Below are 26,222 nucleotides of genomic sequence, written 5' to 3' on the forward strand. Positions count from 1 at the left end.
ACGTGTCGGCTCAATCCCGGGTGGCCGCCCCCGAATCGACATCCACGTCGACGTCCTCGGTCCCGTTGGCGGTACGGATGTCGAACGAGTAGCGCTGCCTGTCGTCGTCGAACTCCAACGACCACGACGCCACCGAGCCGGGCACCAGATCGGTCGCCCGCGCCGCGGCATCCATGGGTGTCAGCCGCCGGGGGTCAACGGCCACGGGGTTGTCGGACTCCCGGTCCCGGTCGTCGCGGATCACCTGCGCGGACTGGGCGTCGATCCTCAGCTCCCGCTGCTCGGTGCCCACCTGGGTGTCGATCTTGTACACCCAGGTGTTGTCCGAGCGCTCGTATTCCAGCTCGATCTTGGTGACGGTGCCGCCGGGCACCGTCTGGTCGGCCACGGCCAGCGCTCGGTCGAGATCCACCGGGAACGTGGTGGTCGCCAGATCCGCGTCGGGACCCGGGCCGGCGACAGCGGCGGTCGACGGCGCACTCCGCGTGGTCTCCGAGGTCACGGGGGCAGCCGGGGAGGACGTCGGCGGTTCGGTGGACCCACCATCGCCGTTCGATGAACACCCCGCCACCAGCAGGGCTGCGATCACAGCGGTGGATGCACCGACCGTCACACCTGAGCACCTCATGGCTTGTCGTAGACGCTGGCGTCCACCGGTTCGCCGGTCACCATGGTGACCGCCTGGAAGATGAACTCGTCGGGTGTCATGTCGGATTCGGCGGCCACCTGTTCGAGGGTGTCGTTGATCAGAGGGAATCCGGCGGCCAGGTCGAACGTCCAGCCGGCCCCGGTGCGGGCGAATTCCCAGTCCACGCCGCTGGGCACCGAGTCGACGATCATCTCGGCGTATCCGCGATCCCCCTCGACGCGCACCTCGCCGAGGCTGTTGGTCTCCACCGAGGACGCGTCGATCATCCCGTTGTCCACGCCGTAGGCCAGTAGGCCCGGGCCATCCATGGCGCCCAGTTCCTCGGGCGTCATCGTCACCCGCAACCGCGCCACCATCAACCGGTCCATCATCCCGGCCGCGGCGATCTCTTCTGGCCCACCGGTCTGCGCCAGGCGCACCACCTCGTCGTAGTGCGAGATGGTCGACGGACTGACGATCGCGGGCACCGCCGCGCCGTTGCCGGCCAGCACCTCGGCGCGGTAACGCTCGAAGACGTCCTCGATTGCTGCAACGTCGGCACCGGCATCGGCGGCGGGTTCGGCGGCCGACGGGCCTGTCTCGGCGGCCGAGGTGGGCGCGCCGGCCACCTCACCCCCGCAGCCGGCCACCAGGGTGGCCATCACGAACAGTCCCGCCGCCAGCTGTGCCCGCACAAAAACCTCCAGGTCGACCGTTGCTCTCGCAAACACTACCGGTGTAAACGAACGAAAGTGCAGGCCACCCCACCCGGCGCAAGGACTCCGTAAAGACAACACCCGCTGGTGTCAAGAAACCGTCAAGGCCCGTCAAGACGCCCGACGACGGGCGTTCACTCCTGTGTGAGCCCGCCCGATGCGGGCCACGAAACGGAGTCGGATGTCATGTCTGTAGTTGTCTACGTCGTGCTGACCGTCGCGGTCTTCGCGATGCTCGGCGGCGCAGTGAGGTTGCTCGAGCGATGAACCTTGCCAACAGCGTCGGCGTGGTGTTGGCCGTCGCCATCGCGTTGTTCCTGATCGCCACCCTGCTGTTTCCGGAGAAGTTCTGATGAGCTCCACAACAGCGGGAGTGCTGTTTCTTCTCGCCCTGATCGTCGCGCTGGCGGCCGTGCACGTGCCACTGGGCGACTACATGTACCGCGTCTACACCACCACCAAGGACTGGCGTATCGAGCGCGGGATCTACCGAGCAATCGGCGCCGACCCGAAAGCCGGGCAGACCTGGGGCGCGTATGCCCGCAGCGTGCTCGCCTTCTCCGCGGTGTCCCTGCTGTTCCTGTTTGTCTTCCAACTGCTGCAGGGGCGCCTGCCCTTGCACCTGAACGACCCAGCCACGGAAGTGACGCCGGCGCTGGCCTGGAACACCGCGGTCAGCTTTGTCACCAACACCAACTGGCAGGCCTACTCCGGTGAGTCGACCTACGGCCATCTGGTGCAGATGGCCGGGTTGGCGGTGCAGAACTTCGTGTCCGCAGCCGTGGGTATGGCCGTGGCAATTGCCCTGGTGCGTGGATTCGCGCGCACAAAATCCACTGACCTCGGCAACTTCTGGGTGGACCTCGTCCGTGGCACCTTGAGGATTCTGCTGCCGATCTCGTTTGTCGCGGCCATCATCCTGGTCGCCGGCGGGGCAATTCAGAATTTCAACACCCACACCCAGATCGTCGACACCGTGACCGGAGGATCGCAGACCATCCCCGGTGGACCGGTTGCCAGCCAAGAGGCGATCAAGAATCTGGGCACCAACGGTGGTGGGTTCTTCAACGTCAACGCCGCACACCCGTTCGAGAACCCAACTGCCTGGACGAATTACGTCATCATCTTCCTGCTACTGGTCATTGCCTTTTCGCTGCCGCGCACCTTCGGCAAGATGGTCGGCAGTCCCAAGCAGGGACTGGCGATCGTCGCCGTTCAGGGCACCCTGGCTCTGATCAGCTGGACGCTGACCCTGTTTTTCCAGCTACAGGCACACGGCACTGTGCCGACGGCGGTGGGGTCGGCAATGGAGGGCGTGGAAACCCGTTTCGGCGTGGCCGATTCAGCTGTGTTCGCCGCCAGCACCACCTTGACGTCGACCGGTTCGGTCAACTCGTTCCATGACTCCTATACCAGCCTGGGTGGGTTGATGCTCCTGTTCAACATGCAGCTCGGCGAGGTCGCACCGGGCGGTGTCGGCGCCGGCCTCTACGGCATGTTGGTCCTGGCGGTCATCACGGTGTTTGTCGCCGGGCTGATGGTGGGCCGCACCCCGGAGTATCTGGGCAAGAAGATCACCCCGCGGGAGATCAAGCTGGCGGCAAGCTATTTCCTGGTGACACCGCTGCTGGTGCTGACGGGCACCGCGATCGCGATGGCGATGCCCGGCCAACGCGCCGGCATGCTGAACACCGGACCGCACGGTCTTTCGGAATTGCTGTACGCCTTCACCTCTGCGTCGAACAACAACGGCTCGGCGTTTGCAGGCATCAGCGTGAACACCGAGTGGTACAACACGGCGCTGGGGCTAGCCATGATGTTCGGTCGGTTTCTGCCCATCATTCTGGTGCTCGCATTGGCCGGATCACTGGCCCGACAAGGACATACCCCCGCGTCGGTGGGCACCCTGCCCACTCACCGGCCACAGTTCGTCGGGTTGGTGTCCGGCGTGACGCTGATCCTGGTTGCTCTGACCTTCCTGCCCATGCTCGCCCTGGGCCCGCTCGCTGAAGGAATACACGTATGACCGTCACCGCGGTGACGGCGGCGACTGCCGCCGCCAAACACAAGACCAGCCAGGGATCCGTCAAGGGCGGACTGCTGGACCCGAAGATGCTTCTCCGGTCACTCCCGGACGCCGTCCGCAAACTGGACCCGCGCACCTTGTGGCGCAATCCGGTGATGTTCATCGTCGAGATCGGCGCGGCGTGGTCGACCGTCCTGGCGATCATCGAGCCGTCGTGGTTCTCCTGGCTGGTCGTATTCTGGCTCTGGCTGACCGTCATCTTCGCCAACCTCGCCGAAGCCGTGGCCGAGGGCCGCGGCAAAGCGCAGGCCGACAGCTTGCGGAAAGCGAAGTCCGACACCGTTGCCCGCAAGCTCAACCCCGACGGCACCGAGGAGAGCGTGCCCGCCCCGATGCTCAAGCAGGGCGACTACGTGGTGGTCGAAGCCGGCCAGGTGATTCCCGGCGACGGCGACGTCGTGGAAGGCATTGCGTCGGTGGATGAGTCGGCCATCACCGGCGAATCCGCACCCGTCATCCGGGAATCCGGCGGCGACCGGTCGGCCGTCACGGGCGGAACCACCGTCCTGTCCGATCGGATCGTCGTCAAGGTCACCCAGAAACCGGGCGAGAGCTTCGTCGACCGGATGATCGCTCTGGTCGAAGGCGCCAACCGCCAGAAGACGCCGAACGAGATCGCGCTGAACATCCTGCTCAGCGCCTTGACGATCATCTTCGTCTTCGCCGTCGCCACCCTGCAGCCGCTGGCCATCTACTCCAAGGCCAACAACCCCGGCGTCCCGGACAGCCTGGCGCTGGATGGCAACGGGGTCACCGGAATCGTGATGGTGGCGCTGCTGGTCTGCCTGATCCCCACCACCATCGGGGCGCTGTTGAGCGCCATCGGCATCGCAGGTATGGACCGCCTGGTGCAACGCAACGTCCTCGCGATGTCCGGCCGCGCGGTCGAAGCCGCCGGTGACGTCAACACTCTGCTGCTGGACAAGACCGGGACGATCACCCTGGGCAACCGCCAGGCCAGCGATTTCCTGCCGGTCGACGGTGTCACCGCCGAGGCGCTCGCGGATGCGGCGCAGCTGTCCAGCCTGGCCGACGAAACTCCTGAGGGCCGCTCCATCGTGGTGTACGCCAAGGAAGCTCACGGTCTGCGGGCGCGGCACCCGGGCGAGCTCGACGGCGCTCAGTGGATCGAGTTCACCGCCACCACCCGGATGTCCGGAGTGGATCTCGACGACGGCCAGTCCCTGCGAAAGGGTGCCGCCGGATCTGTGGCCGAGTGGGTCCGGAGCCTCGGGGGCACGGTGTCGACGCAGTTGACCGGCATCGTCAATGACGTCTCCAACTCCGGTGGCACGCCGCTGGTGGTGGGGCGAGCACACCACGGCACCGCTGAGGTGCTCGGGGTCATCCACCTCAAAGACGTGGTGAAGCACGGCATGCGAGAACGCTTCGACGAGATGCGCCGCATGGGCATCCGGACGGTGATGATCACCGGCGACAACCCCATGACCGCCAAGGCCATCGCCGACGAAGCCGGGGTGGACGACTTCCTCGCCGAGGCGACGCCCGAGGACAAGCTGGCCCTGATCAAGAAGGAACAGGACGGCGGCAGGCTGGTCGCGATGACCGGCGACGGCACCAACGACGCTCCCGCGCTGGCGCAGGCTGATGTGGGGGTGGCGATGAACACCGGGACGTCGGCAGCCAAAGAGGCCGGCAACATGGTGGATCTGGATTCCGACCCCACCAAGCTGATCGAGATCGTCGAGATCGGCAAGCAGCTGCTGATCACCCGTGGGGCACTCACCACGTTCTCCATCGCCAATGACATCGCGAAGTATTTCGCCATCATCCCGGCGCTGTTCGTGACGCTGTTCCCCGGCTTGGATCTGCTCAACGTCATGCGGCTGCACAGCCCACAGTCCGCGATCCTGTCCGCGGTGATCTTCAACGCGATCGTCATCGTGTTCCTGATCCCACTGGCCCTCAAGGGTGTCCGATACACCCCTGCCAGTGCATCAAAACTGTTGAGCCGCAACCTCTTGGTGTACGGCCTCGGGGGAATTGTGGCGCCGTTCATCGGCATCAAGATCATCGACCTGGTAATTCAACTCTTCCCTGGGATGTCCTGACATGAAGTTCTCTGCTCTGGTCCGCCAACACTGGGCTGCGCTGCGGATGCTGCTGCTGCTCACCGTCATCACCGGCCTGGTCTATCCGCTCCTGGTGTGGGCGGTGGCGCAGATACCCGGCCTGCAGGCCAGAGCCGACGGCTCGATCGTCGAGGTCGACGGAAAACCAGTGGGTTCCAGCCTGATCGGGCAACTGTTCACCGACGCCGACGGCAATCCCCTGCCGCAGTACTTCCAGTCGCGGCCTTCGGCGGCCGGCGACGGGTATGACCCGATGTCCACCAGCGCCTCCAACCTGGGACCGGAAGACATCGTCGACACCGCCGACCGCACCAGCCTGCTGACCCAGGTGTGTACCCGCAGCCTGGAAGTCGGGGCCGCCGACGGCGTGGACGGCACCCGACCCTTCTGCACCGTCGACGGGGTGGGCGCGGTGTTGTCGGTCTTGAGCCCGACAGACGTGGTGAGCGTCAATCAGGCCTGCCCGGCGGTGCCGTTTGTGACCAGCTACAGCGGCGCCCCCGTCCGATGCAACGACGGCAGCGACCTCTCAGCGGGTCGACTCGTCGCGGTCGAAGGCTCCGCCCGCGCGGTCGTCCCCGCCGATGCCGTCACCGCCAGCGGCAGTGGGCTGGATCCCGACATCTCCCCCGCCTATGCACAGTTGCAGGTGGAGCGGGTGGCCCGGGCCCGCGGCATCAGCGCCGAGCAGGTGCGCCAGATCGTCGACGAGCACACTGAGGGGCGTGCGCTGGGATTCATGGGTGAGCCTGCGGTGAACGTCCTGGAAGTCAACCTGGCTCTCGACCAGTTGGGGGGATGATGGTCAGGTGAGCACGACCAAACGGGGTGAGCTGCGCATCTACCTCGGCGCGGCCCCCGGCGTCGGCAAGACCTTCGCCATGCTCGGTGAAGCACACCGACGGCTGGAGCGGGGTACCGACCTGGTGGCAGCGGTGGTCGAGACCCACGGCCGCCGTAAGACCGCCGAACTCCTGGACGGTATCGAGATCGTGCCGCCGCGGTACATCGACTACCGCGGCGGCACCTTCCCCGAACTCGACGTGCCCGCCGTGATCGCGCGCGCACCCGAGGTGGTGCTGGTCGACGAATTGGCACACACCAACACCCCCGGCAGCAAGAATCCCAAACGCTGGCAGGACATCGGGGAGATCCTGGATGCCGGTATCACCGTCATCTCGACGGTGAACGTGCAACATCTCGAAAGTCTGAACGATGTGGTGGCACAGATCACCGGCATCGAGCAGAAAGAGACCGTGCCGGATGCGGTGGTGCGCAGCGCTGATCAGATCGAGCTGGTGGACATCACTCCGGAAGCGCTGCGCCGCAGACTTTCTCACGGCAACGTCTATCAGCCCGATCGCATCGACGCCGCCCTGAGCAATTACTTCCGCCGGGGCAATCTGACCGCGCTGCGCGAACTCGCGCTGCTGTGGCTGGCCGACCAGGTGGACGCCGCTCTGGCCAAGTACCGCGCCGATCACCAGATCAGCGCCACCTGGGAGGCGCGCGAACGCGTCGTGGTCGCGGTGACCGGCGGCCCAGAATCCGAAACGCTGGTGCGGCGCGCGTCGCGCATCGCGTCGAAGTCCAGCGCCGAGCTGATGGTGGTGCACGTGGTACGCGGTGACGGCCTGTCCGGGGTATCGGCACCGCAGATGGGCAAGATCCGCGAGCTGGCCACCAGCGTGAGCGCCACCTTGCACACCGTCGTCGGCGACGACGTGCCCAGTGCCCTGTTGGATTTCGCGCGGGAACGCAATGCCACCCAGTTGGTGCTGGGAACGTCGCGGCGATCGCGGTGGGCGCGGATCTTCGACGAGGGCATCGGGGCCAGGACGGTGCAGCAGTCCGGCAAGATCGACGTCCACATGGTCACCCACGAAGAAACCAAGCCCGGCTGGAATCTCGCGTCACTCTCCCCCCGCAGTCGGTATCTGACGTCGTGGCTCGCCGCGGCGGTGGTGCCGACCTTGATCTGCGCCATCACAGTCCTGCTGCTCGATCCCCTGCTGGGGGTCGCCGGCGAGAGTGCCCTGTTCTTCATCGGAGTGCTGGTGGTTGCGTTGCTCGGCGGCGTGGCGCCGGCGGCGCTGTCGGCGGTGCTGTCGGGATTCCTGCTCAACTATTTCCTGGTGGATCCGCGGTACACCTTCACCATCGCGGCCCCGGACAGCGCCGTCACCGTTGTTGTGTTGCTGGCGGTGGCCGTCGCGGTTGCCGCACTGGTCGACAGCGCCGCCAAGCGCGCGCGCGAAGCTCGGTGGGCGTCTCGCGAAGCCGAGCTGCTGGCCTTGTTCGCCGGGTCGGTGTTGCGCGGCGCCGACCTGACCGCGCTACTGGAGCGCGTCCGTGAGACCTACCTGCAGAAGTCGGTGTCGTTGCTGCGGGAAGGCAGCGGTGTGGTGGCCTGCGTCGGTGAGAACCCCTGCGCAGACGTGGAATCCGCGGACACCGCGATCGAGGTGGGCGATGACGAGTTCTGGTTGTTGATGACCGGACGCCGGCTGCCCGCGCGGGACCGACGGGTACTGGGGGCCGTGGCGACCCAAGCGGCCGGTCTGGTACGGCAACGCGAACTCACCGAGGAGGCCAGCCGTGCCGAGGCGATCGCCAAGGCCGACGATCTGCGCCGCTCGCTGCTGTCTGCTGTCAGCCACGACCTGCGCACCCCGCTGGCTGCCGCCAAGGCCGCGGTGTCCAGTCTGCGCAGCGACGACGTGGCCTTCTCCCCCGAGGACACCGCCGAACTGCTTGCCACCGTGGAGGAGTCGATCGACGGACTCACCACCCTGGTCGGCAATCTGCTGGACTCCTCGCGGCTGGCCGCCGGAGTGGTGAAACCGAGTGTGAACCGGGTGTATGTGGAAGAGGCCGTACAGCGGGCGCTGTTGGCGATCAGCCGCGGCAGCACCGCGGCCGGACGGGCCGCCCTGGATCGGGTCAAGGTCGAGGTCGGCGACGCCGTGGTGTCGGCCGACCCCGGACTGCTGGAACGCGTGCTGGTGAATCTCATCGACAATGCGCTGCGCTACTCCGCGGGTGGGTGGGTGCGGGTCAATGCCGGACAGGTGGGCGAGCGCGTACTGATCAACGTCGTCGACGAGGGACCGGGGGTGGCGCGCGGTACCGAAGAGTCGATGTTCGCACCGTTCCAGCGACTCGGGGACTCCGACAACACCACCGGCGTCGGACTCGGCTTGTCCGTCGCCCGCGGTTTCGCTCAGGCCATGGGCGGCTCCATCTCGGTGACCGACACCCCCGGCGGCGGATTGACAGTGGTTGTTGAACTGCCTGCAGGAGGACCGCGATGAGCAAGACACGCGTGCTGGTGATCGACGACGAGCCGCAGATCCTGCGCGCGCTGCGCATCAATCTGTCGGTCCGGGGCTATGAGGTGTACACCGCCGCCACCGGAGCCGACGCGCTGCGTATCGCCGCAGAACATCGGCCGGACGTGGTGATCCTGGACCTGGGCCTGCCGGACATGTCGGGCATCGACGTGCTGGGCGGGCTGCGGGGATGGCTGACGGCGCCGGTGATCGTGCTCTCGGCGCGCACGGATTCCTCGGACAAAGTGGAAGCCCTGGACGCCGGCGCGGACGACTACGTGACCAAACCGTTCGGCATGGACGAATTCCTGGCGCGTCTGCGGGCCGCCGTGCGCCGCGGTGCCGCCACGTCGGAGGGTGATCAACCCGTCATCGAAACATCCTCATTCACAGTCGATCTCGCAGCCAAGAAGGTGACCCGCAACGGCAACGAAGTCCACCTGACCCCCACCGAGTGGGGCATGCTGGAGATGCTGGTGCGCAATCGGGGCAAGCTGGTGGGCCGCGAGGAACTGCTCAAGGAGGTGTGGGGACCGGCGTACGCCAAGGAGACCCACTACCTGCGGGTGTACCTGGCACAGCTGCGGCGCAAGCTGGAAGCGGATCCGCCCAACCCCAAGCACCTGCTCACCGAATCGGGTATGGGGTACCGCTTCCAGGAGTAGGCCGACGTCAGTCGGGGCGGTCCACGTAGAGCAGACGGTCCCCTACCCGCAGCTCGGTGGCCGCCGCTCCCGACCGCAGCAAGCGGCCCTGGCGGACAACGGCCACCACAGCGTCCTCGAGCTGCCCCGGCACTCGCCCTGCCTCGTCCTGGGTGACCGCACGTTCCGAAATGGACAGCCCTGTGTGGGGGGTGAGCAGGTCTTTCGTGACGTCGACCAGACCGTCGTTGCGGGTTGCCATCCCGAGCAGGCGTCCGGCGGTCTCTGATGAGACCACCGTCGAGTCCGCCCCGGATCGGCGCAGGAGATGCTCGGTTTCCGATTCCCGCGCCGCAGCGATGATGGTGGCGTCGGGCGCAAGCTGGCGGGCAGTCAGGGTCACCAGAACGGCGGCGGCATCGTTGTCGGGCGCCACGACGATCGAGCGGGCCCGGGGCGTCCCGGCGAGCCGGAGGATGTCTGAGTGCGAGGCATCTCCACGCACCGTTGTCAGCCCTGCGCTGCGCGCCCGTTCCAGGGCCGCCTCGCTGGGGTCCACGACCACGATGTCGGCGGGCGGAACTCCATTTCCGATCATCGCGGCGACGGCGGCGCGCCCCTTGGTGCCGTAGCCGATCACCACGGTGTGCATGCGTACTGCGCTGCGCCACCGCTGGATTCGCAACACCTGCCTGGACTGGGCCGTCAACGCCTCGACGGTGGTGCCGATGAGGATGATCAAGAAGATCACCCGCAACGGAGTCACGACAACGACGTTGACCAGCCGAGCGGTAGGGGTGACGGGTGCGATGTCGCCGTAGCCGGTGGTCGACAGCGACACAGTCGCGTAGTAGATGCAGTCGAGAAACGACACTCTGCCATCGCGTGAATCCGTGTACCCGTCGCGATCCAGCCAGACCACCAGAACCACCGCCGCCAAGGCCGTGAGGGCGTAGAAAACGCGGCGAGCGATCCGTCGACCCGGGCTGACGAAAGGCTGCGGGATCCGCAGCACTTCGCCGAGCGCGGAGTCCGGACGCCTGGTCAGGTTCTCGTCGAACACGGCCTCATTACGGCGTGCGCGTCTACCGGAGATGATGCACCGGGCCGGTGAGCATGCCTGTTCCTCCCTGTCGCAGCGTCGATCGACGCCGACCAGGCTTCCCGGCACACCAGGAAGCGAAGTTATCACCGGCCGCCGGGGCATCTGGGCATATGCGACGAGCTTTACGGTTTCTTTACGGCCCTTCGGATCGGGCGGCAAAACCTTTGCACTGCAGGGACTTCGGCCACTGACTGCCTCTCACCAGGGCAAACAGCTTGGAAACGACCGCCACCTTCGGGTAAGGTAGCCGATCAGGAGAGCCGGGAAGCCTGGTCGGCCGCATGCGCAGCGAACGCGCACGTGCCGTCGACGACCAGGAAGAGTTTTCAATGTCTGCCCTCATGCGTCCGGTGAAGCGTGTCTTCACCCGGGGATCCTGGGCTGAAACGTCCCGGATCACCGATATTCTGCGCCGCGAAACCATCGGTGGCGCTTTACTTCTCGTGGCGGCGTTGGCCGCACTGGTCTGGGCGAATTCGCCGTGGTCAGACAGCTACCACGCGTTACGCGGATTCTCCGTCGGCACCGACGCCCTGGGCCTGCATCTGAACCTGTCCCTGGGTGCGTGGGCCGCGGACGGTCTTCTGGCGGTGTTCTTTTTCGTCGTCGGCCTGGAACTCAAGCGCGAGTTCGTGGCGGGCGACCTACGCGACCCCGCCCGGGCGGCTCTGCCGGTAGCCGCGGCGGTGGGCGGCATGATCGTGCCTGCGGGGATCTACCTACTGGTGATCAACGCGGCCGACGCGGACGCGACCAACGGTTGGGCCATCCCCACCGCCACCGACATCGCCTTCGCCGTCGCGGTGCTCGCGGTGATCGCCACCCACCTTCCGGCTGCGCTGCGGACGTTTCTGCTGACCGTTGCGGTGGTCGACGACCTGCTGGCGATCACCGTGATCGCGGTGTTCTACACCGATCAGATCCAATGGTGGGCGCTGGCCGGGGCGGCAGTACCGCTTGCCCTTTTCACCCTCTGTGTGCAACGTCGCCTCACCCACTGGTGGTTGCTGCTGCCGCTGGCAGCGGCGACGTGGGTGCTGATGCACGAGTCGGGAGTGCACGCCACGGTGGCCGGCGTACTTTTGGGCTTCGCGGTGCCGGTGCTGCGTGGCACCGACGAGCGGCAATGCCTGTCGGATCGGTTCGAACATCTGGTGCGCCCCATCTCGGCGGGTTTCGCCGTCCCGGTCTTCGCGTTCTTCGCCGCGGGGGTCACCGTCGGCGGGTTTGCGGGGTTCACCTCCGCCATCTCCGATCCCGTCACGGTGGGAATCATCGCCGGACTCGTCATCGGCAAGGGCATCGGCATCTTCGGCAGCGCACGGCTGCTCACCGCGTTCACGCGGGCCCGACTCGACGACGATTTGGCCTGGATCGACGTGTTCGGGGTCGCCCTGTTGGGTGGTATCGGGTTCACCGTGTCGCTGCTGATCGGTGAACTGGCATTCGACGCCGGAACGGACCTGGAGGGACAGGTCAAGATCGGTGTTCTGGTCGGCTCGGTCCTGGCCGCCACCATTGCGGCGGTCATTCTCAGGGCGCGCAACCGCCACTACAGACGGGTCCGCGCCGTCGAGACGGTGGACGCCGACGACGACGGTGTGCCCGACGTGTACGAGGAGTCCTCGCGCCGGTTGAGATAGCGGATGGTCAGCAGGACCAGCGCCGGCACCGAGAGCAACATCAGCAGTTCGAACAGGTCTTTCATGACTCTGTGTCTACCGGCCCGGTACCAGGTTCGGCCGCTGTCTTGACGAGCTCTTGACGCCGCTGGGGCGGATCTTGACGCCACCTGCCGGCTTGGCCGTTCTACCGCCCGGAACCGAAAGGACCCGGTGCGATTAACCCCACATCAGCCGGGGTATGCGGTCCCTGCGAATGCGTCAATTCAGGTGAAGGGGGCGGCGATGACCACTCAGCAGCCGCGCGTGCGCCGTCGTCCCCAAATCGGCCTGCTGGCCGTACAGGGCGCTGCCATCCTGGTGGGGTCGGTGCTGTTGATCACCGGAGTGCTCGGTTTCGTGCCAGGGATCACCAGCAACCTGGACCAGATGCAGCTCGCGGGCCCGCAGTCCGAAGCGTTGCTGTTCGGGGTCTTCGAAACCTCCATCCTGCACAACCTCGTGCACGTCATCGTGGGTCTGCTAGGGCTCGCGATGGCGTCCACGTTCTGGCGCTCGCGGGCCTATCTGCTGACCGGTGGCGCGGTGTTCCTGGGCTTCTGGGTGTACGGGCTGCTGATCGACCACAACTCGCAGATCAACGTGCTGCCCCTGAACAGCGCCGACACCTGGCTGTACCTCGGCCTGGGCGCGGTGATGGTGGTTCTCGGGCTGACGCTGGCCGGCTGCAAGGTGCCCACGGGTGCGCGCGGTGAGGTGCTGGTCGACCCCGACGATCAGCACTGACCCTGCAGCCACGACTTCACATAACCGGCACTGTGGTAGGCGTACAACCACGCCCAGCCGGCGACGCTCAGACGCGCGGGTGTCCCGATCATGATCAACTCGCCGTCGAAACACTTGCCGATGATGTAGCGCGCCCGGGATACATGCGGTGTCGAGGTGACGACGATGACGCTCCGCCAACCGTTTTCGGCCTCGAGCCGGCGTAACTGGCGACCCTCCCCCAGCGTCGTGCGGGGCTCGGGGGCAAAACACACCACCGCAAACCCCGGCTGCTGCCGTGCGCAGAGCGCGTCGAGCACCGGGTCCCGTGGGCGGTACGGGTTGGACAGCACGAGGGTGGGCGCCAGACCGTCGGCAGCCAGCTCGAGCCCGGTGAGATAGCGCTGCGCCGAGGCCGTCCCACCCAGCACCAGGATGGCGTCGGCGGGACGCGGCTGGTCGGTCTGCGGGCGGACATACACGGGATATCCGGCGGCCACAGCAGTCAGAACCACGACGAGGAGTACGGCGAGCGTGCGCAGAACCGCCTTCCTGGCGGCGTTTCGGGCCGGGGACACGCACGCTCGCGGTTCAGGTGAGGATTGACGCAGCGATGCCGTCGAGGATGTCGTGCTCGCTGACCGTCAGCGCGGCGATCCCAGCCCGTTCACCGAGCACGGCAGCCAGTTCCTGCACCACGATCGCGCCGCCGCCGATCACGTCCACCCGCCCCTCGTGCATCGGTCCCAGAGCAGCGCGCTGCTGGCGCGTCATGGTGATCAGCTGCTCGCACACCGGCAGCAGCCGGTCGAATGGCACCGTGGACAGGTGGATGGCCGCGGGGTCGTAGATGGTCAGATTCTGCGCCAGCGCGGCGATGGTGGTGAAGGTGCCGGCCACCCCCACCCAGGTGTGGGCCTGCCGCACCGGCACCACCTGGAGCGCCTCGGCGAGCTTGTCGCGCACCACTTCACGGGCGGCGGCCACCTCGGCGTCGGTGGGTGGGTCCGACGGCAGGCAGCGTTCGGTCAATCGCACACAACCGATGTCAGTGGAGTAGCCGGCCCGCACGCCGTCCCCGTCGCCCAGCACCACCTCCGTGGAGCCGCCGCCCAGATCCACCACCACAAAAGGCGCTGCGGCCGAATCCAATTCGGCGACCGCCCCGGTGAACGACAGGCGCGCCTCCTCATCGCCGGTGATCACCTCCGCGTGCGCCCCCGGCACCACCGAGCCCAGGATCTCCGCCGTCATGGAGAAGAACTCGTCGCGGTTGCGCACGTCCCGGGCCGCCGAGGTGGCCACCATCCGCACCGCAGATACGTCGTGGGTGCGCATCACCTCGGCGTACTCAGCCAGCGCCGCGCGGGTACGGGCCAGTGCGTCCGGGGCGAATTCGCCTGTCGCGTCCACGCCTTGGCCCAGCCGGACGATGCGCATGTCGCGGTGCAGATCGTGGTGCCCGTCGGTGATCAGCAGCCGGATGGAGTTGGTGCCGCAGTCGACGGCGGCCACTCGGTTCACAGCCAGTACTCCTTGTCCAGAATCCCCGCCATCGCGGGCTCGACCGCCAGGATGGCCAGCGCCTCGTCACCAAACGGGTTGACGCCCTTACCCTTGGCCAGGGAATGCGCGATCACGACGTGCAGGCATTTCACCCGGTCCGGCATGCCGCCGCCGGAGAAGGTGGTGCCCAGCGGTTCGATGGCATCACGCTCGGCCAAGAACTGTTCGTGCGCACGGCGGTACGCGGTGGCCAACTCCGGGTCCGATTCCAGACGGTCGGTCATGTCTTTCATCAACCCCGAGGACTCCAGCCGGCTGGCCGCAGCCGTCAGCACCGGGTGCGTCAGGTAGTACAGCGTCGGAAACGGTGTTCCGTCAGGCAGTTTCGGGGCGGTCTTCACCACCGCTGGTTCCCCATTGGGACAGCGGTAGGCGATCTCCAGGACGCCCCGCGGCTCCCGTCCCAGTTGGGCCGCCACGACCTCCAGATCAGCTGCATCAACCACCGGCAGGCCCCGGCGGTGGTGGCGGCGGTGGAACGGGTACCGGCACCGGAGCGGGCGCCACGGGCGGACCGTGCGGATCGTCGGCGATGGTTTTCCACAGCGCGCTGTACCAGGGTGCACCAGAGGGCTCCGAGGTTCCCGGAATCGCCTCGGGCACTTCCGGATTGACCGCCCCGGGCGGCAACTGCACCTGGTAGGGGATGTCACCGGGCATCACGAAGCCCAGCCGCTCCCTGGCCTGGGCGGCGATATAGGCCGGGTCGGCCAACTTCACCTTCTGCTGCTCGAGATCGGCGATCTGCTCACGCAGGGCGGCCTCCGATGCCTTCAACTGGTTCATCTCGGTGCGTTGGGCGAAGTAGGTGCGCACCGGCCCGGCGATGGTCAGGGTCAACACGCACACCACCGCCGCCAGGATGGCCGCCCGCCGCGCGGTGAACCCCATCCGCTGTTCGGATTGCCGCTCCGCCGAGATGATGATGGACTGGCGGACCGGCTCGGCCAGCGCCGCCTGTTCGTCCTTGTCGCCGTCGGCGGAACGCGACTGCTCCCGCCGGACCAGTGACGACGACTTGGCCACCGGCTTCTTGGGCCGGCCCGTCTTGGCCTCCCCGGAGCGCCCCGGACCGGAGGCCGGGGACCTCCGTTTCCCGTCGGGGCGCTTCGCTTCGGCCATGGTGGTTAGAGCCTACCGAGCCCGTGCGGGCCCGCCGGTTATTTGCCTTCCACCGACAGTCGCGGGAACGCCAGGTCACCGGCGTAGCGGGCGGCGTCACCGAGGGCCTCTTCGATGCGCAGCAGCTGGTTGTACTTGGCGACGCGCTCGCTGCGGGCCGGAGCGCCGGTCTTGATCTGCCCGCTGCCCACCGCAACGGCCAGGTCGGCGATGGTGGTGTCCTCGGTCTCACCGGAGCGGTGGCTCATCATCGTGCGGTAGCCGTTGTTGTGGGCCAGCGACACCGCGTCGAGGGTCTCGGTGAGGGTGCCGATCTGGTTCACCTTGACCAGCAGCGCGTTGGCGGCGCCGCGCTCGATGCCGTCTTCGAGGCGCTCGGGGTTGGTGACGAACAGGTCGTCGCCCACCAGCTGCACGCGGTCACCGATCGCGGTGGTCAGCGACACCCACCCGTCCCAGTCGTCCTCCGACAGCGGATCCTCGATGGACACCAACGGGTAGGCGTCCAGCAGGCTCGCGTAGAAGTCGGCCATCTGCTCGGCGGTGCGGGTTTCCTTCTCGAACGCGTAACCCGTTCCGTCGGTGTAGAACTCGGTGGCGGCCACGTCGAGTGCCAGCGCCACATCGGTGCCCAGCTTCAGGCCGGTGCTCTCGATGGCGGTGCCGATCAGATCCAGCGCGGCCCTGGTGCCCGCCAGGTCGGGGGCAAAGCCGCCCTCGTCACCCAGGCCGGTGGCCAGACCCTGCTTCTTCAGGACGGACTTCAGCGCGTGGTACACCTCCGCACCCCAGCGCAGCGCCTCTTTGAAGCTCGGGGCGCCGATGGGGGCGATCATGAACTCCTGGACGTCGACGCCGGTGTCGGCGTGGGCGCCACCGTTGATGATGTTCATCATCGGCACCGGCAGGATGTGAGCGTTGGGTCCGCCGAGGTAGCGGAACAGCGGCAGCGCTGCACTGTCGGCGGCTGCCTTGGCCACGGCCAGCGACACGCCCAGGATGGCGTTGGCGCCCAGGCGCGACTTGTCCGGGGTGCCGTCGAGATCCAGCAGGGCCTGGTCGACCAGGCGCTGATCGTCGGCGGACAGGCCGATGACGGCCGGGGCGATCTCGTCGAGAACACCTTCGACGGCCTTCTGCACGCCCTTGCCCAGGTAACGGTCGCCGCCGTCGCGCAGCTCGACGGCCTCGTGCTCACCGGTGGACGCACCCGAGGGCACGGCGGCGCGGGCGAAGGTGCCGTCGGTCAGGGCGATCTCGACCTCGACGGTGGGGTTGCCGCGCGAATCGAGGATCTCTCGGGCGCCGACCTGCTCGATGATGGGCACGGGACGTCTCCTTGTGTCGTTCTGGCGAATCGATGCGCACTCAGCCTAGAGGTTGGGCGTTGCCGCCGCCCAGATGGCCTTTGCGCGGGGTTTGTGGAGTTTCAGCGGCGTGGCGCGCCGCTGAAACTCCACACGTCACAGGGCGCGACCACTCGCGTACGCCCCCCTGGTCCGCGACCACGCAGCGGGTCGGGTTTTACAGAGCGCGACCACTCGCGTAGGCCGTTGCCCAATCCCGCACCGTCCGCGCGTACTGCTCGGAGTTGTTGTAGGCCTTCAACGCGGCCATCCAGCCGCGCGGGGTGGCCAGATCTCCACCCCGGAAGCACAGGTAGCCGGCCGCCGACAACGCGGCGTCGTCCATGTTGTCCGGGCTGATCACGCCGTCGTTGTTGGCGTCCACGCCGTAGAGCTTCCAGGTGTCCGGGATGAACTGCATGGGCCCCATGGCCCGGTCGAGGTGCGGATCGCCGTCGAGCAGCCCGCCGTCGGTGTCGGGAATGTGCATGTTGCCTGCGGTGCCGTCGAGGCGGACGCCGCGGATCGGGGGCGTGATCTCGCCGTCGGTGGCGATCAGGGCGTTGCGGTAGGTGCCATGGTGACTCTCGACCATGCCGATGCCGGCCAGCGTGGTCCAGGACAGGTGGCAGTCCGGGTTCTCCACCTCGGCCACCCGCGCGGCGTAAGCGTAGGCCTCCAGGGCGGTCACCGGGATGTTCAGGGCCGGGGCCCGCTCCAGCGCCCATTCGTGCAGTTGATCGGCGCCGCGGCCGGTGCCGTAGGTGTCCACGGCGGGTACCGGATCCCCTGGCGGCGGGGGAACGCCCTCCGGGATCGGCGTGCCGATCTGCCACGAGCAGCTGGACGCCAGGAGTAGCGCGGCCGCACCCATTGCCGCGGCAGCTTGTAGCCAGCGCATCGCCACACGACTCCCTCAACCCACTGTGGTTGTGACCATGGTCCCATGCGTTTCCGGTGAATGGGCCTTGCGTTGGGGTGCGGGCAAAGGTGTAACGTCCGTCAAGGCTCGCGGTTAGGTGAGCCACACCTGACTCGCCGACTGGGCCGGTCCGGGTGTGTTGTGCGGGTACGAGGAACTGTGACAATGACTGCGCTGGCCGAATCATCCCTGTCGGTACTCGCTGCAGCTCCGAGTGTGTCTTCACAGCTACTTGGCAGCTTACTCATAGGTTTGCGGGAGGGCCTGGAAGCGGCCATCGTGGTGAGCATCCTGCTGGCCTTCCTGGTCAAGAGCGAGCGCCGCGACGCCCTCAAATGGGTGTGGCTCGGTGTCGCCGCAGCAATCTTGATGACCGTTGGCGTGTTCCTCGGAATCCAGTTCGGAGAGAACACCATCAGCGGCCTGGCCGCCGAGGCCGTCGCCGGAGCCGCCTCGCTGATCGCGGTCGTGATCGTCACCACCATGGTGCTCTGGATGAAGAAGGCCGCCGCCGGGCTCTCCGGTGAGCTGCGGGGTGAGATGTCGCGCGCGCTGGAGACCGGCGGCTGGGCCGTCGCCCTCCTGGCGTTCCTGGCTGTCGGCCGCGAAGGTGTGGAAACCGCACTGTTCATGGTGGGCTACGCCGAAGCCGAGACCCTGTGGCCACTGACCGGGCTGATCATCGGCGTGGTGATCGCCGCGGTGCTCGCCTACGGCATCTACGCCGGGGCCGTGCGGATCAACCTCGCCAAGTTCTTCAAGTACACCGGCGTGCTGCTCATCGTCGTCGCCGCCGGCATCCTGTCCTACGGCATCGGAGCCCTGCAGACGGTGGGCTGGCTGCCCGGCCTGTCGACCAGGGCGTTCGACATCAGCGGCTGGATGGACTGGTCGGCCTGGTACGGCGAAGTCATCCAGGGCGTCTTCAACGTGACACCCACCCCGACGGTGCTGCAACTGGCGTGCTGGCTGGCCTACCTGCTGATCGTGCTGGCGCTCTTCCTGCGCCCCGACCGTCGTCTCAGTACCTCCCCCACCACTGGCTCCCCTACCCCCGAGAGGTCCAACACGTGAACCGTTTCCCTTTCCTCGCCGTCACGGCGGCGGTGCTCGCTGGTGTGTCGTTGACCAGCTGCACGCCGAAGGAGAACACGCCCGCCGCTGACGAGTCGACGTCGGGCAGCGCGTCGTCGGCGGCGGCGCCCGCGGAGATCACCGTGGAGGCCACCGACACCGAGTGCACGTTGTCCGGCACCGAGAACACCACCGGTGCCAACACCTTCGTCATCACCAACAACGGTTCCAAGGTCACCGAGTTCTACGTCTACGGCGAGGGCGACCGGGTGATGGGCGAGGTGGAGAACGTCTCGCCCGGTCTGCAGCGCAAGCTGATCGTGCAGCTCACCCAGCCGGGCACCTACCAGACGGCCTGCAAGCCCGGCATGATCGGCGACGGCATCCGCGGCGACTACACCGTCACCGGCGACGAGGTGCAGGTCGACACCGAGGGCAAGTTCAAGGAGGCCTCGGACAACTACAAGCGTTATGTGGTGTCGCAGACCGAGGCCCTGGTCCCCGCGGTGGAATCGTTCGCCAACGCCATCAAGGCCGGCGACGTGGAAGGCGCCAAAGCTCAGTTCGGGCCCACCCGCGTGTACTACGAGCGCATCGAACCGGTCGCCGAGTCCTTCCCCGACGACCTCGATCCCCGCATCGACCTGCGTGAGGCCGACCTCGAAGAGGGCCAGAAGTGGACCGGCTTCCACGCCCTGGAAAAGCAGCTGTGGGATACCGGCCTGCAGCCCGACGCGAACGCGCTGGCCGATCAGCTGGTGGCCGACGTCAAGGAACTGGCCGACGGCGTGAAGGCACCCGACTACAGCATCGACTCCACCCAGATCGCCGGTGGCGCACAGGGTCTGCTCGACGAGATCGCCATCAGCAAGATCACCGGCGAAGAGGACATCTTCAGCCACACCGACCTGTGGGACTTCAACGCCAACCTGCAGGGCTCGCAGACCGCGGTGGCCTCGGTGCGCCCGATCCTCGACGAGCGCAACCCGGATCTGGGCAAGCGGGTGGATCAGCGGTTCCAGGAGACCGAAGCCCTGCTGCTGCAGTACCGCGACGGCGACGGCTTCGTCTCCTACGAGACCGTGACCGAGCCGCAACGCCAGGAGCTCTCGCGTTCCATCGACGCGCTGAGCAAGGAAGTCAGCCAGGTGCAAGGTGTCATCGCTCCCCAATAGTCCTGAGCCCAAGGGCTTCTCCCGACGCCGGCTGATCGGTGCCGCCGGCGTAGGGGCCGCCGTGGTGGGCGCGGCCGGCGCGGGAGCACTGGCCGGACGGTCCACCGTGTCCCCCGCCGACGCCGCAGCCACCGACCATCTGCAGGTGGCGGTTCCCTTCTACGGCGAGCACCAGGCCGGGATCGTGACCGCCCAGCAGGACCGCATGACCTTCGGCGTTTTCGACGTCACCACCGACTCGCGCGACGACCTGGTGGCGATGCTGCAGGAATGGACAGTGATGGCGGCCCGGATGTGCGCCGGGGAAGAAACCGTCGACGACGGCGCCGTGGGCATGAATCCCTATGCGCCGCCGGCTGACACGGGCGAGGCGCTGGGACTGCCCGCCTCCCAGCTCACCTTGACCATCGGTTTCGGGCCGTCACTGTTCAGCAAGGACGGCGTCGACCGGTTCGGCATCGCTGATCAGAAGCCCGAGCAGCTGGCCAACCTGCCGAAGTTCCCGAACGAGACCCTGGACCCGGCGCGCTCCTACGGCGACATCTGCGTGCAGGCCTGCGCCAACGACCCGCAGGTCGCGTTCCACGCGATCCGCAACCTGGCCCGGGTAGGCTTCGGGACCGTGGCGATGCGCTACGCCCAATTGGGTTTCGGGCGCACGTCGTCCACCACCAAGGACCAGGAAACTCCGCGAAACCTGTTCGGGTTCAAAGACGGCACCGCCAACATCAAGGCCGAGGAAACCCACAAGATCAACGACTTCGTCTGGGTGGCCGACGGGGACGGCCCCGATTGGTTGACCGGCGGCAGCTATCTGGTGACGCGGCGCATTCGGATGCGGATCGAGAACTGGGACCGCACCACCTTGCTGGAGCAGGAACGGGTGATCGGCCGCCAGAAGGGCACCGGCGCCCCCAACGGCCTGACCCAGGAGTTCGAGGAACTCAACCTCGACCTGACCGACGACAAGGACACCCCGCTGATCGATGCCGCCGCCCACGTGAGACTGGTGTCGCCGCAGAACCTGGGCGGCATCGAGATCCTGCGCCGCGGTTACAACTTCACCGACGGCACCGACGGGCTGGGACACATGGACGCCGGCCTGTTCTTCATCGCCTTCGTGCGCGATCCGGTGAAGCAGTTCATCCCGATGCAGACCGAGATGTCGCGCCGGGATGCCATGAACGAGTACATCACCCACACCGGCACCGCGCTGTTCGCCTGCCCGCCGGGAGTGGCGGAGGACGACCCGACGGCGTTCTGGGGTTCGTCGCTGTTCACCTGACCGGCCGAGCGCGCGCGTTTGTACGGTTGCACCCGGCGTGTCATGTACAGACACGCACGCTCGGCGTCAATGGTCGGGGGTGTCTGCCTCCACCGGGATCAGTTCGTTCTCGGCCACGTCGTCGGCCACCTCGGCGGGCCAGGCAGCGCGCCACTCGTCGTCGCTGATCGGTCCCATCTGCGGGTCTACCGCGGACACCCCGCGCGCCGCGGCCACTGCCTTCTCGGCGCTTCGCAGGTCATCCATGAACGCGAGAACCGCTGTGCGCAGGGCATTCTCGGCGTCGACGTCCGGGGTCAGGGTCACTGCCAGCATTCCCGAGGGCAGCAGTTCGGCAGGCACGCCGGCTTGCTGGGCACGTGAGATCACCTTCTGCGCCAGCGCCAATGCGGGCTGACCGGTGGGCAGATCGGCGACCACCGAGTCCCGTGAGCTCTTCTCCCGCGCCTTGCGTTCCTCCCACTGGGCCAGCTGCTCCTCGAGTGTCACCGTCTCACCGGCCAGCACGGCGGGAACCCGGTGATGCAGTTTGCGTACCAGGGCATCCGCCACATCGTCGATGGAGAAGGGCTCGGCGGCGTCCTCAGCGATACGGGCGTGAAACAGCACCTGCAGCAACACATCTCCGAGCTCGTCGCGCAGATCGTCGGTGTTGCCGCTGTGCACGGCGTCGAACAGCTCGTAGGTCTCCTCGAGCAGATAGCGCCGCAGCGAGTCGTGGGTCTGCTCGCTCTCCCACGGCCCTTTGGTGCGCAGGGTGTCCATCACCGACACCGCGTCCAGCAGTCGTTCGCCGGGCGCCGGCGGCGGCGCCGCGATCACCCGCTCGCCTGCCCGGATCCGTTCGCGCACCGCAGGATGGTGCGCATCGGAGGACAGCAGCACCTCGGCCGGGTCGCCGGCGGACACCGGTCGTGCGTTGTGCAGCGACCAGAGCACCTTGACCGGCATCTCCTCGGTGTACTGCACCCCGCCGGCCAACAGTTCGACAGCCTCGACGGGGATCAGCGTCGGGCGCCGGGGATCGACGAGTATCACTGTCACGGGGCCACCTCCGCCCCGAGTTTCGTGATGTCGACCTCACCCTTCGGTTTCCCGTCCAGCGCGAGGATCAGGTCGGCCACCATCTGCGCCAGTTCGAGATCCCGGATGCGCGGGGCGGCGATACCACTGCCCGCCCGCGGGATCGGCACCTGGATGGTGGAGGTAGTGGCCCGGTAGTTGGCACCGGGATACATGCGCTTGAGGCGCAGCTGTCCGGAATCCATCAGCGTCAACGGGGAAATCCGCAGCGTGGACGGCTGCCCCGCCGAGCCGGTGGCCGACACCTCGGTGATGCCGTAGCTGCGGCACAGCAGCCGCAGCCGCGCCACCGCGACCAGCCGCAGCGCCTCCTCGGGCAGCGGGCCGTAGCGGTCGGTGAGCTCCTCGACCACCGAGGCCACGTCGGCGTCGCTGGTGGCCGCGGCCAGCCGCCGGTAGCCCTCCAGGCGCAGCCGGTCACTGTCGATGTACTCCGGCGGCAGGTTGGCGTCGATCGGCAGGTCGATCCTGACCTCTTTGGGTTCCTCTGTGCCCGAGACGGTTTCACCGTCGGCGGCCGCGCGGTAGGCCTCCACCGCCTCGCCCACCAGCCGCACGTAGAGATCGAACCCGACACCGGCGACGTGACCGGACTGCTCGGCACCCAGCACGTTGCCCGCACCGCGGATCTCCAGGTCCTTCATCGCCACGGCCATGCCGGCACCCAGTTCGTTGTTCTGGGCGATGGTGGCCAGGCGGTCGTAGGCCGTCTCGGTCAGCGGCTTGTCCGGCGAGTACAGGAAGTAGGCGTAGCCACGCTCGCGGGAGCGTCCCACCCGACCGCGCAACTGATGCAGCTGCGACAGTCCGAAGGTGTCGGCGCGCTCCACGATCAGGGTGTTGGCGTTGCTGATGTCCAGGCCGGTCTCCACGATGGTGGTGCAGACCAGGATGTCGTACTCGCGGTTCCAGAAGCCCTCGACGGTCTTCTCCAGCTGCTCTTCCGGCATCTGGCCGTGGGCCACAACAACTCTGGCTTCGGGTACCAGGGCGCGCACCTTGGCCGCCGCGGAGTCGATGGAGCTGACCCGGTTGTGGATGTAGAACACCTGCCCGTCGCGCAGCAGCTCCCGGCGCAGCGCCGCTGTCACCTGCTTGTCGTCGTGGGGTCCCACATAGGTCAGCACCGGATAGCGTTCCTCCGGCGGAGTCAGGATGGTCGACATCTCGCGGATGCCGGCCAGGCTCATCTCCAGCGTGCGCGGAATCGGGGTGGCGCTCATGGTCAGCACGTCGACGTGGGAGCGCAGGCTCTTGATGTGCTCCTTGTGCTCGACGCCGAACCGCTGCTCCTCGTCGACGATCACCAGGCCGAGGTCCTTCCATCGCACCGCGGTCTGCAGCAGCCGGTGGGTGCCGATCACGACATCGACCGAGCCGTCGGCCATACCGTCGACCACCTTGCGCGACTCCCCCGGGTCGGTGAAGCGCGACAACCCCTTGACGGTCACCGGGAAACCGGCCATCCGGTTGGTGAAGGTTTGCAGGTGCTGATCGGCCAGCAGCGTCGTGGGCACCAACACTGCGACCTGCTTGCCGGCCTGCACCGCTTTGAACGCAGCGCGCACGGCGATCTCGGTCTTGCCGTACCCCACGTCGCCACAGATCACGCGGTCCATCGGGACCGGACGCTCCATGTCGGCCTTCACCTCGGTGATGGCCGTCATCTGGTCGACGGTCTCGGTGAAGCCGAACGCATCTTCCATCTCGTTCTGCCACGGGGTGTCCGGCGGGAAGGCGAAACCCGGTGCCGCCTGCCGCTTGGCGTACAGCGCCACCAACTCGGTGGCGATCTCGCGAACGGCCCTGCGCGCCTTGGTCTTCGTGTTCGTCCAGTCGCTACCCCCGAGCTTGCTCAGTGTGGGGGCGGTGCCACCGACGTACCGCGACAGCTGATCGAGCGAATCCATGGGGACATACAGCCGGTCGGAACCTCCGCCGCGCTTGGCGCTGGCGTACTCCAGCACCAGATACTCGCGCCGCGCTCCGCCGACCACCCGCTCGGTCATCTCGACGAACTTGCCGATGCCGTGCTGGTCGTGCACCACCAGGTCACCGGCCGTCAGCGCCAGCGGATCGACGGTGTTACGGCGTTTGGCCGCAAGGCGTTTGCCCTCCGAGGCGGCGACCCGGTTCCCGGTCAGGTCGGTCTCGGTGATGACCACCAGATTGGCGCCGGGCAGGATCACGCCGGTGTGCAGCGGGCCCTTGAGCACGCCCACCACACCGGGTTTGGGCGTGGCGCCGGCGTCCAGCAGGGCGGCCGGGGTGTCGGCGTCGGCCAGCTGCTCACACACCCGGTTGGCCGTGCCGGTGCCGGGGGTGACGACGGCGGCCGACCCACCGGTGGCGCAGTGCGCGCGCAACATCGCAAAGATCTCTTCGGCGTTCGCCTGGCTGCCGCGGGCCGACGGCGCGGACCGGACATCGAGTTCGATCGCGGATTCGTCGGGCAACTGGCTCAGGGTCCACCAGGGGTGGCCGGCCTTGCGGGCGGCGGCCCGGGCTTCGCCGAGCTCCCGGAATCCCGAGCCGCCCAACTGCTCGACGTCGATGGGCGCGTCGCCGCCAACCGCGGCCACCGACCAGGTGGCTTCGAGGAACTCACGGCCGGTCTTGATCAGATCGGCCGCCCGGGTGCGGACCTTCTCGGGGTCGCACACGAGCACCGGCGTCCCAGGGGCCAGCTGATCGGTCAACAGCACCAGATCGTCGCGGCGCAGCACGGGCAGCAGGGCCTCCATGCCGTCCACCGGGATGCCGTCGGCCAGCTTGGCCAACATCTCGCCCACTGTTCCGCTGACATGGTTGTCGCTGACCGGATGTTCGGTGACCAGTTCAGCCGCGCGTCGGCGCACCTCCTCGGTGAGCAGCAGCTCACGGCACGCCACGGCGACCAGCGTGTCCACCGGGATCTCGGGGATGGATCGCTGGTCGGCCACCGAGAACATTCGCATCTCGGTGATCTCGTCGCCCCAGAACTCGACACGCACCGGGTGTTCGGCGGTGGGCGCGAACACGTCCAGAATGCCGCCACGAACGGCGAATTCGCCGCGCTTGCCCACCATGTCCACACGGGTATAGGCCAGCTCGGCGAGTTTGGTGATGACCTGCTCGAAGTCCAACTCGGCACCCACCGCCAACGTGACGGGCTCGACCTTGGCCGCATCCGGCGTCATCGGCTGCAGCAGTGAACGCGCCGTGGTGACCACGACTCGCAACGGCGGTCCGAGACGGGCGTCGTCAGGGTGGCTGAGTCGGCGCAGAAGCATCAGGCGGGCACCCACGGTGTCCACACCCGGCGAGAGGCGCTCGTGCGGCAGCGTCTCCCAGGAGGGGAAGAGTGCCGCGGCGTCACCGAAGACACCCTTGAGCTCGGCGGTCAGGTCGTCGGCCTCTCGGCCGGTGGCGGTGACCACCAGCAGCGGCCCCTGCTGCGCCAGCGCGGACGCGACGAACACCTGGGCGCTGCTGGGGCCGACGAGCGCGAGCTCATCGGGACGCTGCTCGGCGCGGTCGACCAGCTCGGCGAAGGTGGGCGCAGTCAGCGCCAGATCGACAAGACCCGCGATCGGGGTCTGGACAGAAGGGTGCCCCGGTGCGGTCATGATGTGTCCATTCTAGGCGCGTCGGCTGGCGTGCTGACCGGGCACCGCAG

Annotated in this window: 22 protein-coding genes; 11 read left to right on the plus strand and 11 right to left on the minus strand. The window is 67.4% G+C overall.

What is annotated here, in order from left to right; translation table 11 throughout:
- Positions 1-10 precede the first annotated feature (10 nt).
- Together G6N58_RS03300 and G6N58_RS03305 are read right to left on the minus strand one after the other, a co-directional pair.
- Complete coding sequence (locus tag G6N58_RS03300; RefSeq protein ID WP_163907871.1) at positions 11-613, minus strand: PepSY domain-containing protein; 603 nt, start codon at positions 611-613, stop codon at positions 11-13.
- A gap of 11 nt (positions 614-624) precedes the next feature.
- The gene (locus G6N58_RS03305) at positions 625-1,323 is read right to left on the minus strand and encodes a hypothetical protein (RefSeq protein ID WP_115279728.1); all 699 of its coding nucleotides are present in this window, start codon (positions 1,321-1,323) and stop codon (positions 625-627) included.
- 284 nt (positions 1,324-1,607) lie between these two features.
- Here G6N58_RS03305 and G6N58_RS03310 point away from each other — a divergent pair, with 284 nt between their 5' ends.
- From G6N58_RS03310 to G6N58_RS03335, 6 genes are read left to right on the plus strand one after another with little or no spacing between them, the layout of a single operon-like run.
- Positions 1,608-1,697: a potassium-transporting ATPase subunit F gene (locus G6N58_RS03310; RefSeq protein WP_115279727.1), complete on the plus strand. Its 90-nt coding sequence runs from the start codon at positions 1,608-1,610 to the stop codon at positions 1,695-1,697.
- On the plus strand, positions 1,697-3,370 hold the full coding sequence (gene kdpA, locus G6N58_RS03315; protein ID WP_115279726.1) for a potassium-transporting ATPase subunit KdpA: 1,674 nt from the start codon (positions 1,697-1,699) through the stop codon (positions 3,368-3,370). The genes G6N58_RS03310 and kdpA overlap by 1 nt, the downstream gene beginning before the upstream one ends.
- Complete coding sequence (kdpB, locus tag G6N58_RS03320; protein WP_115279725.1) at positions 3,367-5,502, plus strand: potassium-transporting ATPase subunit KdpB; 2,136 nt, start codon at positions 3,367-3,369, stop codon at positions 5,500-5,502. Before kdpA ends, kdpB begins: the two co-directional genes overlap by 4 nt.
- A gap of 1 nt (position 5,503) precedes the next feature.
- Positions 5,504-6,325, plus strand: a complete 822-nt coding sequence (locus G6N58_RS03325; RefSeq protein WP_115279724.1) for a potassium-transporting ATPase subunit C — start codon at positions 5,504-5,506, stop codon at positions 6,323-6,325.
- Between the two features lie 7 nt (positions 6,326-6,332).
- On the plus strand, positions 6,333-8,837 hold the full coding sequence (locus tag G6N58_RS03330) for a DUF4118 domain-containing protein (RefSeq protein ID WP_115279723.1): 2,505 nt from the start codon (positions 6,333-6,335) through the stop codon (positions 8,835-8,837).
- Entirely contained in the window at positions 8,834-9,520 is a 687-nt protein-coding gene (locus G6N58_RS03335) for a response regulator (protein WP_115279722.1), read from the plus strand. The genes G6N58_RS03330 and G6N58_RS03335 overlap by 4 nt, the downstream gene beginning before the upstream one ends.
- Before the next feature lie 7 nt (positions 9,521-9,527).
- On the opposite strand, the gene G6N58_RS03340 is transcribed toward G6N58_RS03335, so the two are convergent.
- Positions 9,528-10,562: a potassium channel family protein gene (locus G6N58_RS03340; protein ID WP_232067714.1), complete on the minus strand. Its 1,035-nt coding sequence runs from the start codon at positions 10,560-10,562 to the stop codon at positions 9,528-9,530.
- 371 nt (positions 10,563-10,933) lie between these two features.
- On the opposite strand from G6N58_RS03340, the gene nhaA reads away from it, so the two are divergent.
- Together nhaA and G6N58_RS03350 are read left to right on the plus strand one after the other, a co-directional pair.
- The gene (nhaA, locus tag G6N58_RS03345) at positions 10,934-12,247 is read left to right on the plus strand and encodes a Na+/H+ antiporter NhaA (protein WP_115281844.1); all 1,314 of its coding nucleotides are present in this window, start codon (positions 10,934-10,936) and stop codon (positions 12,245-12,247) included.
- 264 nt (positions 12,248-12,511) lie between these two features.
- Complete coding sequence (locus tag G6N58_RS03350) at positions 12,512-13,012, plus strand: DUF4383 domain-containing protein (protein ID WP_115279720.1); 501 nt, start codon at positions 12,512-12,514, stop codon at positions 13,010-13,012.
- Here G6N58_RS03350 and G6N58_RS03355 read toward each other — a convergent pair.
- From G6N58_RS03355 to G6N58_RS03380, 6 genes are all read right to left on the minus strand, one after another.
- A complete protein-coding gene (locus tag G6N58_RS03355; protein WP_163907873.1) occupies positions 13,003-13,506 on the minus strand; it encodes a YdcF family protein in 504 nt (167 codons plus the stop codon). The genes G6N58_RS03350 and G6N58_RS03355 overlap by 10 nt on opposite strands.
- A gap of 76 nt (positions 13,507-13,582) precedes the next feature.
- The gene (locus G6N58_RS03360) at positions 13,583-14,515 is read right to left on the minus strand and encodes a Ppx/GppA phosphatase family protein (RefSeq protein ID WP_272866086.1); all 933 of its coding nucleotides are present in this window, start codon (positions 14,513-14,515) and stop codon (positions 13,583-13,585) included.
- Complete coding sequence (locus G6N58_RS03365) at positions 14,512-15,003, minus strand: DUF501 domain-containing protein (protein ID WP_115279718.1); 492 nt, start codon at positions 15,001-15,003, stop codon at positions 14,512-14,514. Before G6N58_RS03365 ends, G6N58_RS03360 begins: the two co-directional genes overlap by 4 nt.
- The gene (locus tag G6N58_RS03370; protein WP_115279717.1) at positions 14,996-15,679 is read right to left on the minus strand and encodes an FtsB family cell division protein; all 684 of its coding nucleotides are present in this window, start codon (positions 15,677-15,679) and stop codon (positions 14,996-14,998) included. Before G6N58_RS03370 ends, G6N58_RS03365 begins: the two co-directional genes overlap by 8 nt.
- 38 nt (positions 15,680-15,717) lie before the next feature.
- The gene (gene eno / locus G6N58_RS03375; RefSeq protein WP_115279716.1) at positions 15,718-17,007 is read right to left on the minus strand and encodes a phosphopyruvate hydratase; all 1,290 of its coding nucleotides are present in this window, start codon (positions 17,005-17,007) and stop codon (positions 15,718-15,720) included.
- Positions 17,008-17,203: 196 nt separating this feature from the next.
- Complete coding sequence (locus G6N58_RS03380; protein WP_163908589.1) at positions 17,204-17,926, minus strand: lytic transglycosylase domain-containing protein; 723 nt, start codon at positions 17,924-17,926, stop codon at positions 17,204-17,206.
- A 186-nt stretch (positions 17,927-18,112) separates the two neighbouring features.
- Here G6N58_RS03380 and efeU point away from each other — a divergent pair, with 186 nt between their 5' ends.
- Genes efeU through efeB form a run of 3 tightly spaced genes read left to right on the plus strand, consistent with a single transcriptional unit; the run spans position 18,113 to position 21,481 of the window.
- Positions 18,113-19,021, plus strand: a complete 909-nt coding sequence (gene efeU / locus G6N58_RS03385) for an iron uptake transporter permease EfeU (RefSeq protein WP_115279715.1) — start codon at positions 18,113-18,115, stop codon at positions 19,019-19,021.
- On the plus strand, positions 19,018-20,196 hold the full coding sequence (gene efeO, locus G6N58_RS03390; protein WP_115279714.1) for an iron uptake system protein EfeO: 1,179 nt from the start codon (positions 19,018-19,020) through the stop codon (positions 20,194-20,196). Before efeU ends, efeO begins: the two co-directional genes overlap by 4 nt.
- Entirely contained in the window at positions 20,177-21,481 is a 1,305-nt protein-coding gene (gene efeB / locus G6N58_RS03395) for an iron uptake transporter deferrochelatase/peroxidase subunit (RefSeq protein ID WP_115279713.1), read from the plus strand. Before efeO ends, efeB begins: the two co-directional genes overlap by 20 nt.
- A gap of 66 nt (positions 21,482-21,547) precedes the next feature.
- On the opposite strand, the gene G6N58_RS03400 is transcribed toward efeB, so the two are convergent.
- Complete coding sequence (locus tag G6N58_RS03400) at positions 21,548-22,525, minus strand: nucleoside triphosphate pyrophosphohydrolase (protein ID WP_115279712.1); 978 nt, start codon at positions 22,523-22,525, stop codon at positions 21,548-21,550.
- Complete coding sequence (mfd, locus tag G6N58_RS03405; protein WP_163907875.1) at positions 22,522-26,172, minus strand: transcription-repair coupling factor; 3,651 nt, start codon at positions 26,170-26,172, stop codon at positions 22,522-22,524. The genes G6N58_RS03400 and mfd overlap by 4 nt, the downstream gene beginning before the upstream one ends.
- Positions 26,173-26,222 lie beyond the last annotated feature (50 nt).

This window comes from Mycolicibacterium tokaiense (assembly GCF_010725885.1).
Lineage (GTDB): Bacteria > Actinomycetota > Actinomycetes > Mycobacteriales > Mycobacteriaceae > Mycobacterium > Mycobacterium tokaiense.

What these genes read in the sequence shown, in the direction of transcription:
- G6N58_RS03310 (WP_115279727.1), top strand. Translation starts at nt 1,608, where the DNA reads ATGAACCTTGCCAACAGCGTCGGCGTGGTGTTGGCCGTCGCCATCGCG.
- kdpA (WP_115279726.1), top strand. Translation starts at nt 1,697, where the DNA reads ATGAGCTCCACAACAGCGGGAGTGCTGTTTCTTCTCGCCCTGATCGTC.
- kdpB (WP_115279725.1), top strand. Translation starts at nt 3,367, where the DNA reads ATGACCGTCACCGCGGTGACGGCGGCGACTGCCGCCGCCAAACACAAG.
- G6N58_RS03325 (WP_115279724.1), top strand. Translation starts at nt 5,504, where the DNA reads ATGAAGTTCTCTGCTCTGGTCCGCCAACACTGGGCTGCGCTGCGGATG.
- G6N58_RS03335 (WP_115279722.1), top strand. Translation starts at nt 8,834, where the DNA reads ATGAGCAAGACACGCGTGCTGGTGATCGACGACGAGCCGCAGATCCTG.
- nhaA (WP_115281844.1), top strand. Translation starts at nt 10,934, where the DNA reads ATGTCTGCCCTCATGCGTCCGGTGAAGCGTGTCTTCACCCGGGGATCC.
- G6N58_RS03350 (WP_115279720.1), top strand. Translation starts at nt 12,512, where the DNA reads ATGACCACTCAGCAGCCGCGCGTGCGCCGTCGTCCCCAAATCGGCCTG.
- G6N58_RS03370 (WP_115279717.1), bottom strand. Translation starts at nt 15,679, where the DNA reads ATGGCCGAAGCGAAGCGCCCCGACGGGAAACGGAGGTCCCCGGCCTCC.
- G6N58_RS03380 (WP_163908589.1), bottom strand. Translation starts at nt 17,926, where the DNA reads ATGCGCTGGCTACAAGCTGCCGCGGCAATGGGTGCGGCCGCGCTACTC.
- efeU (WP_115279715.1), top strand. Translation starts at nt 18,113, where the DNA reads ATGACTGCGCTGGCCGAATCATCCCTGTCGGTACTCGCTGCAGCTCCG.
- mfd (WP_163907875.1), bottom strand. Translation starts at nt 26,172, where the DNA reads ATGACCGCACCGGGGCACCCTTCTGTCCAGACCCCGATCGCGGGTCTT.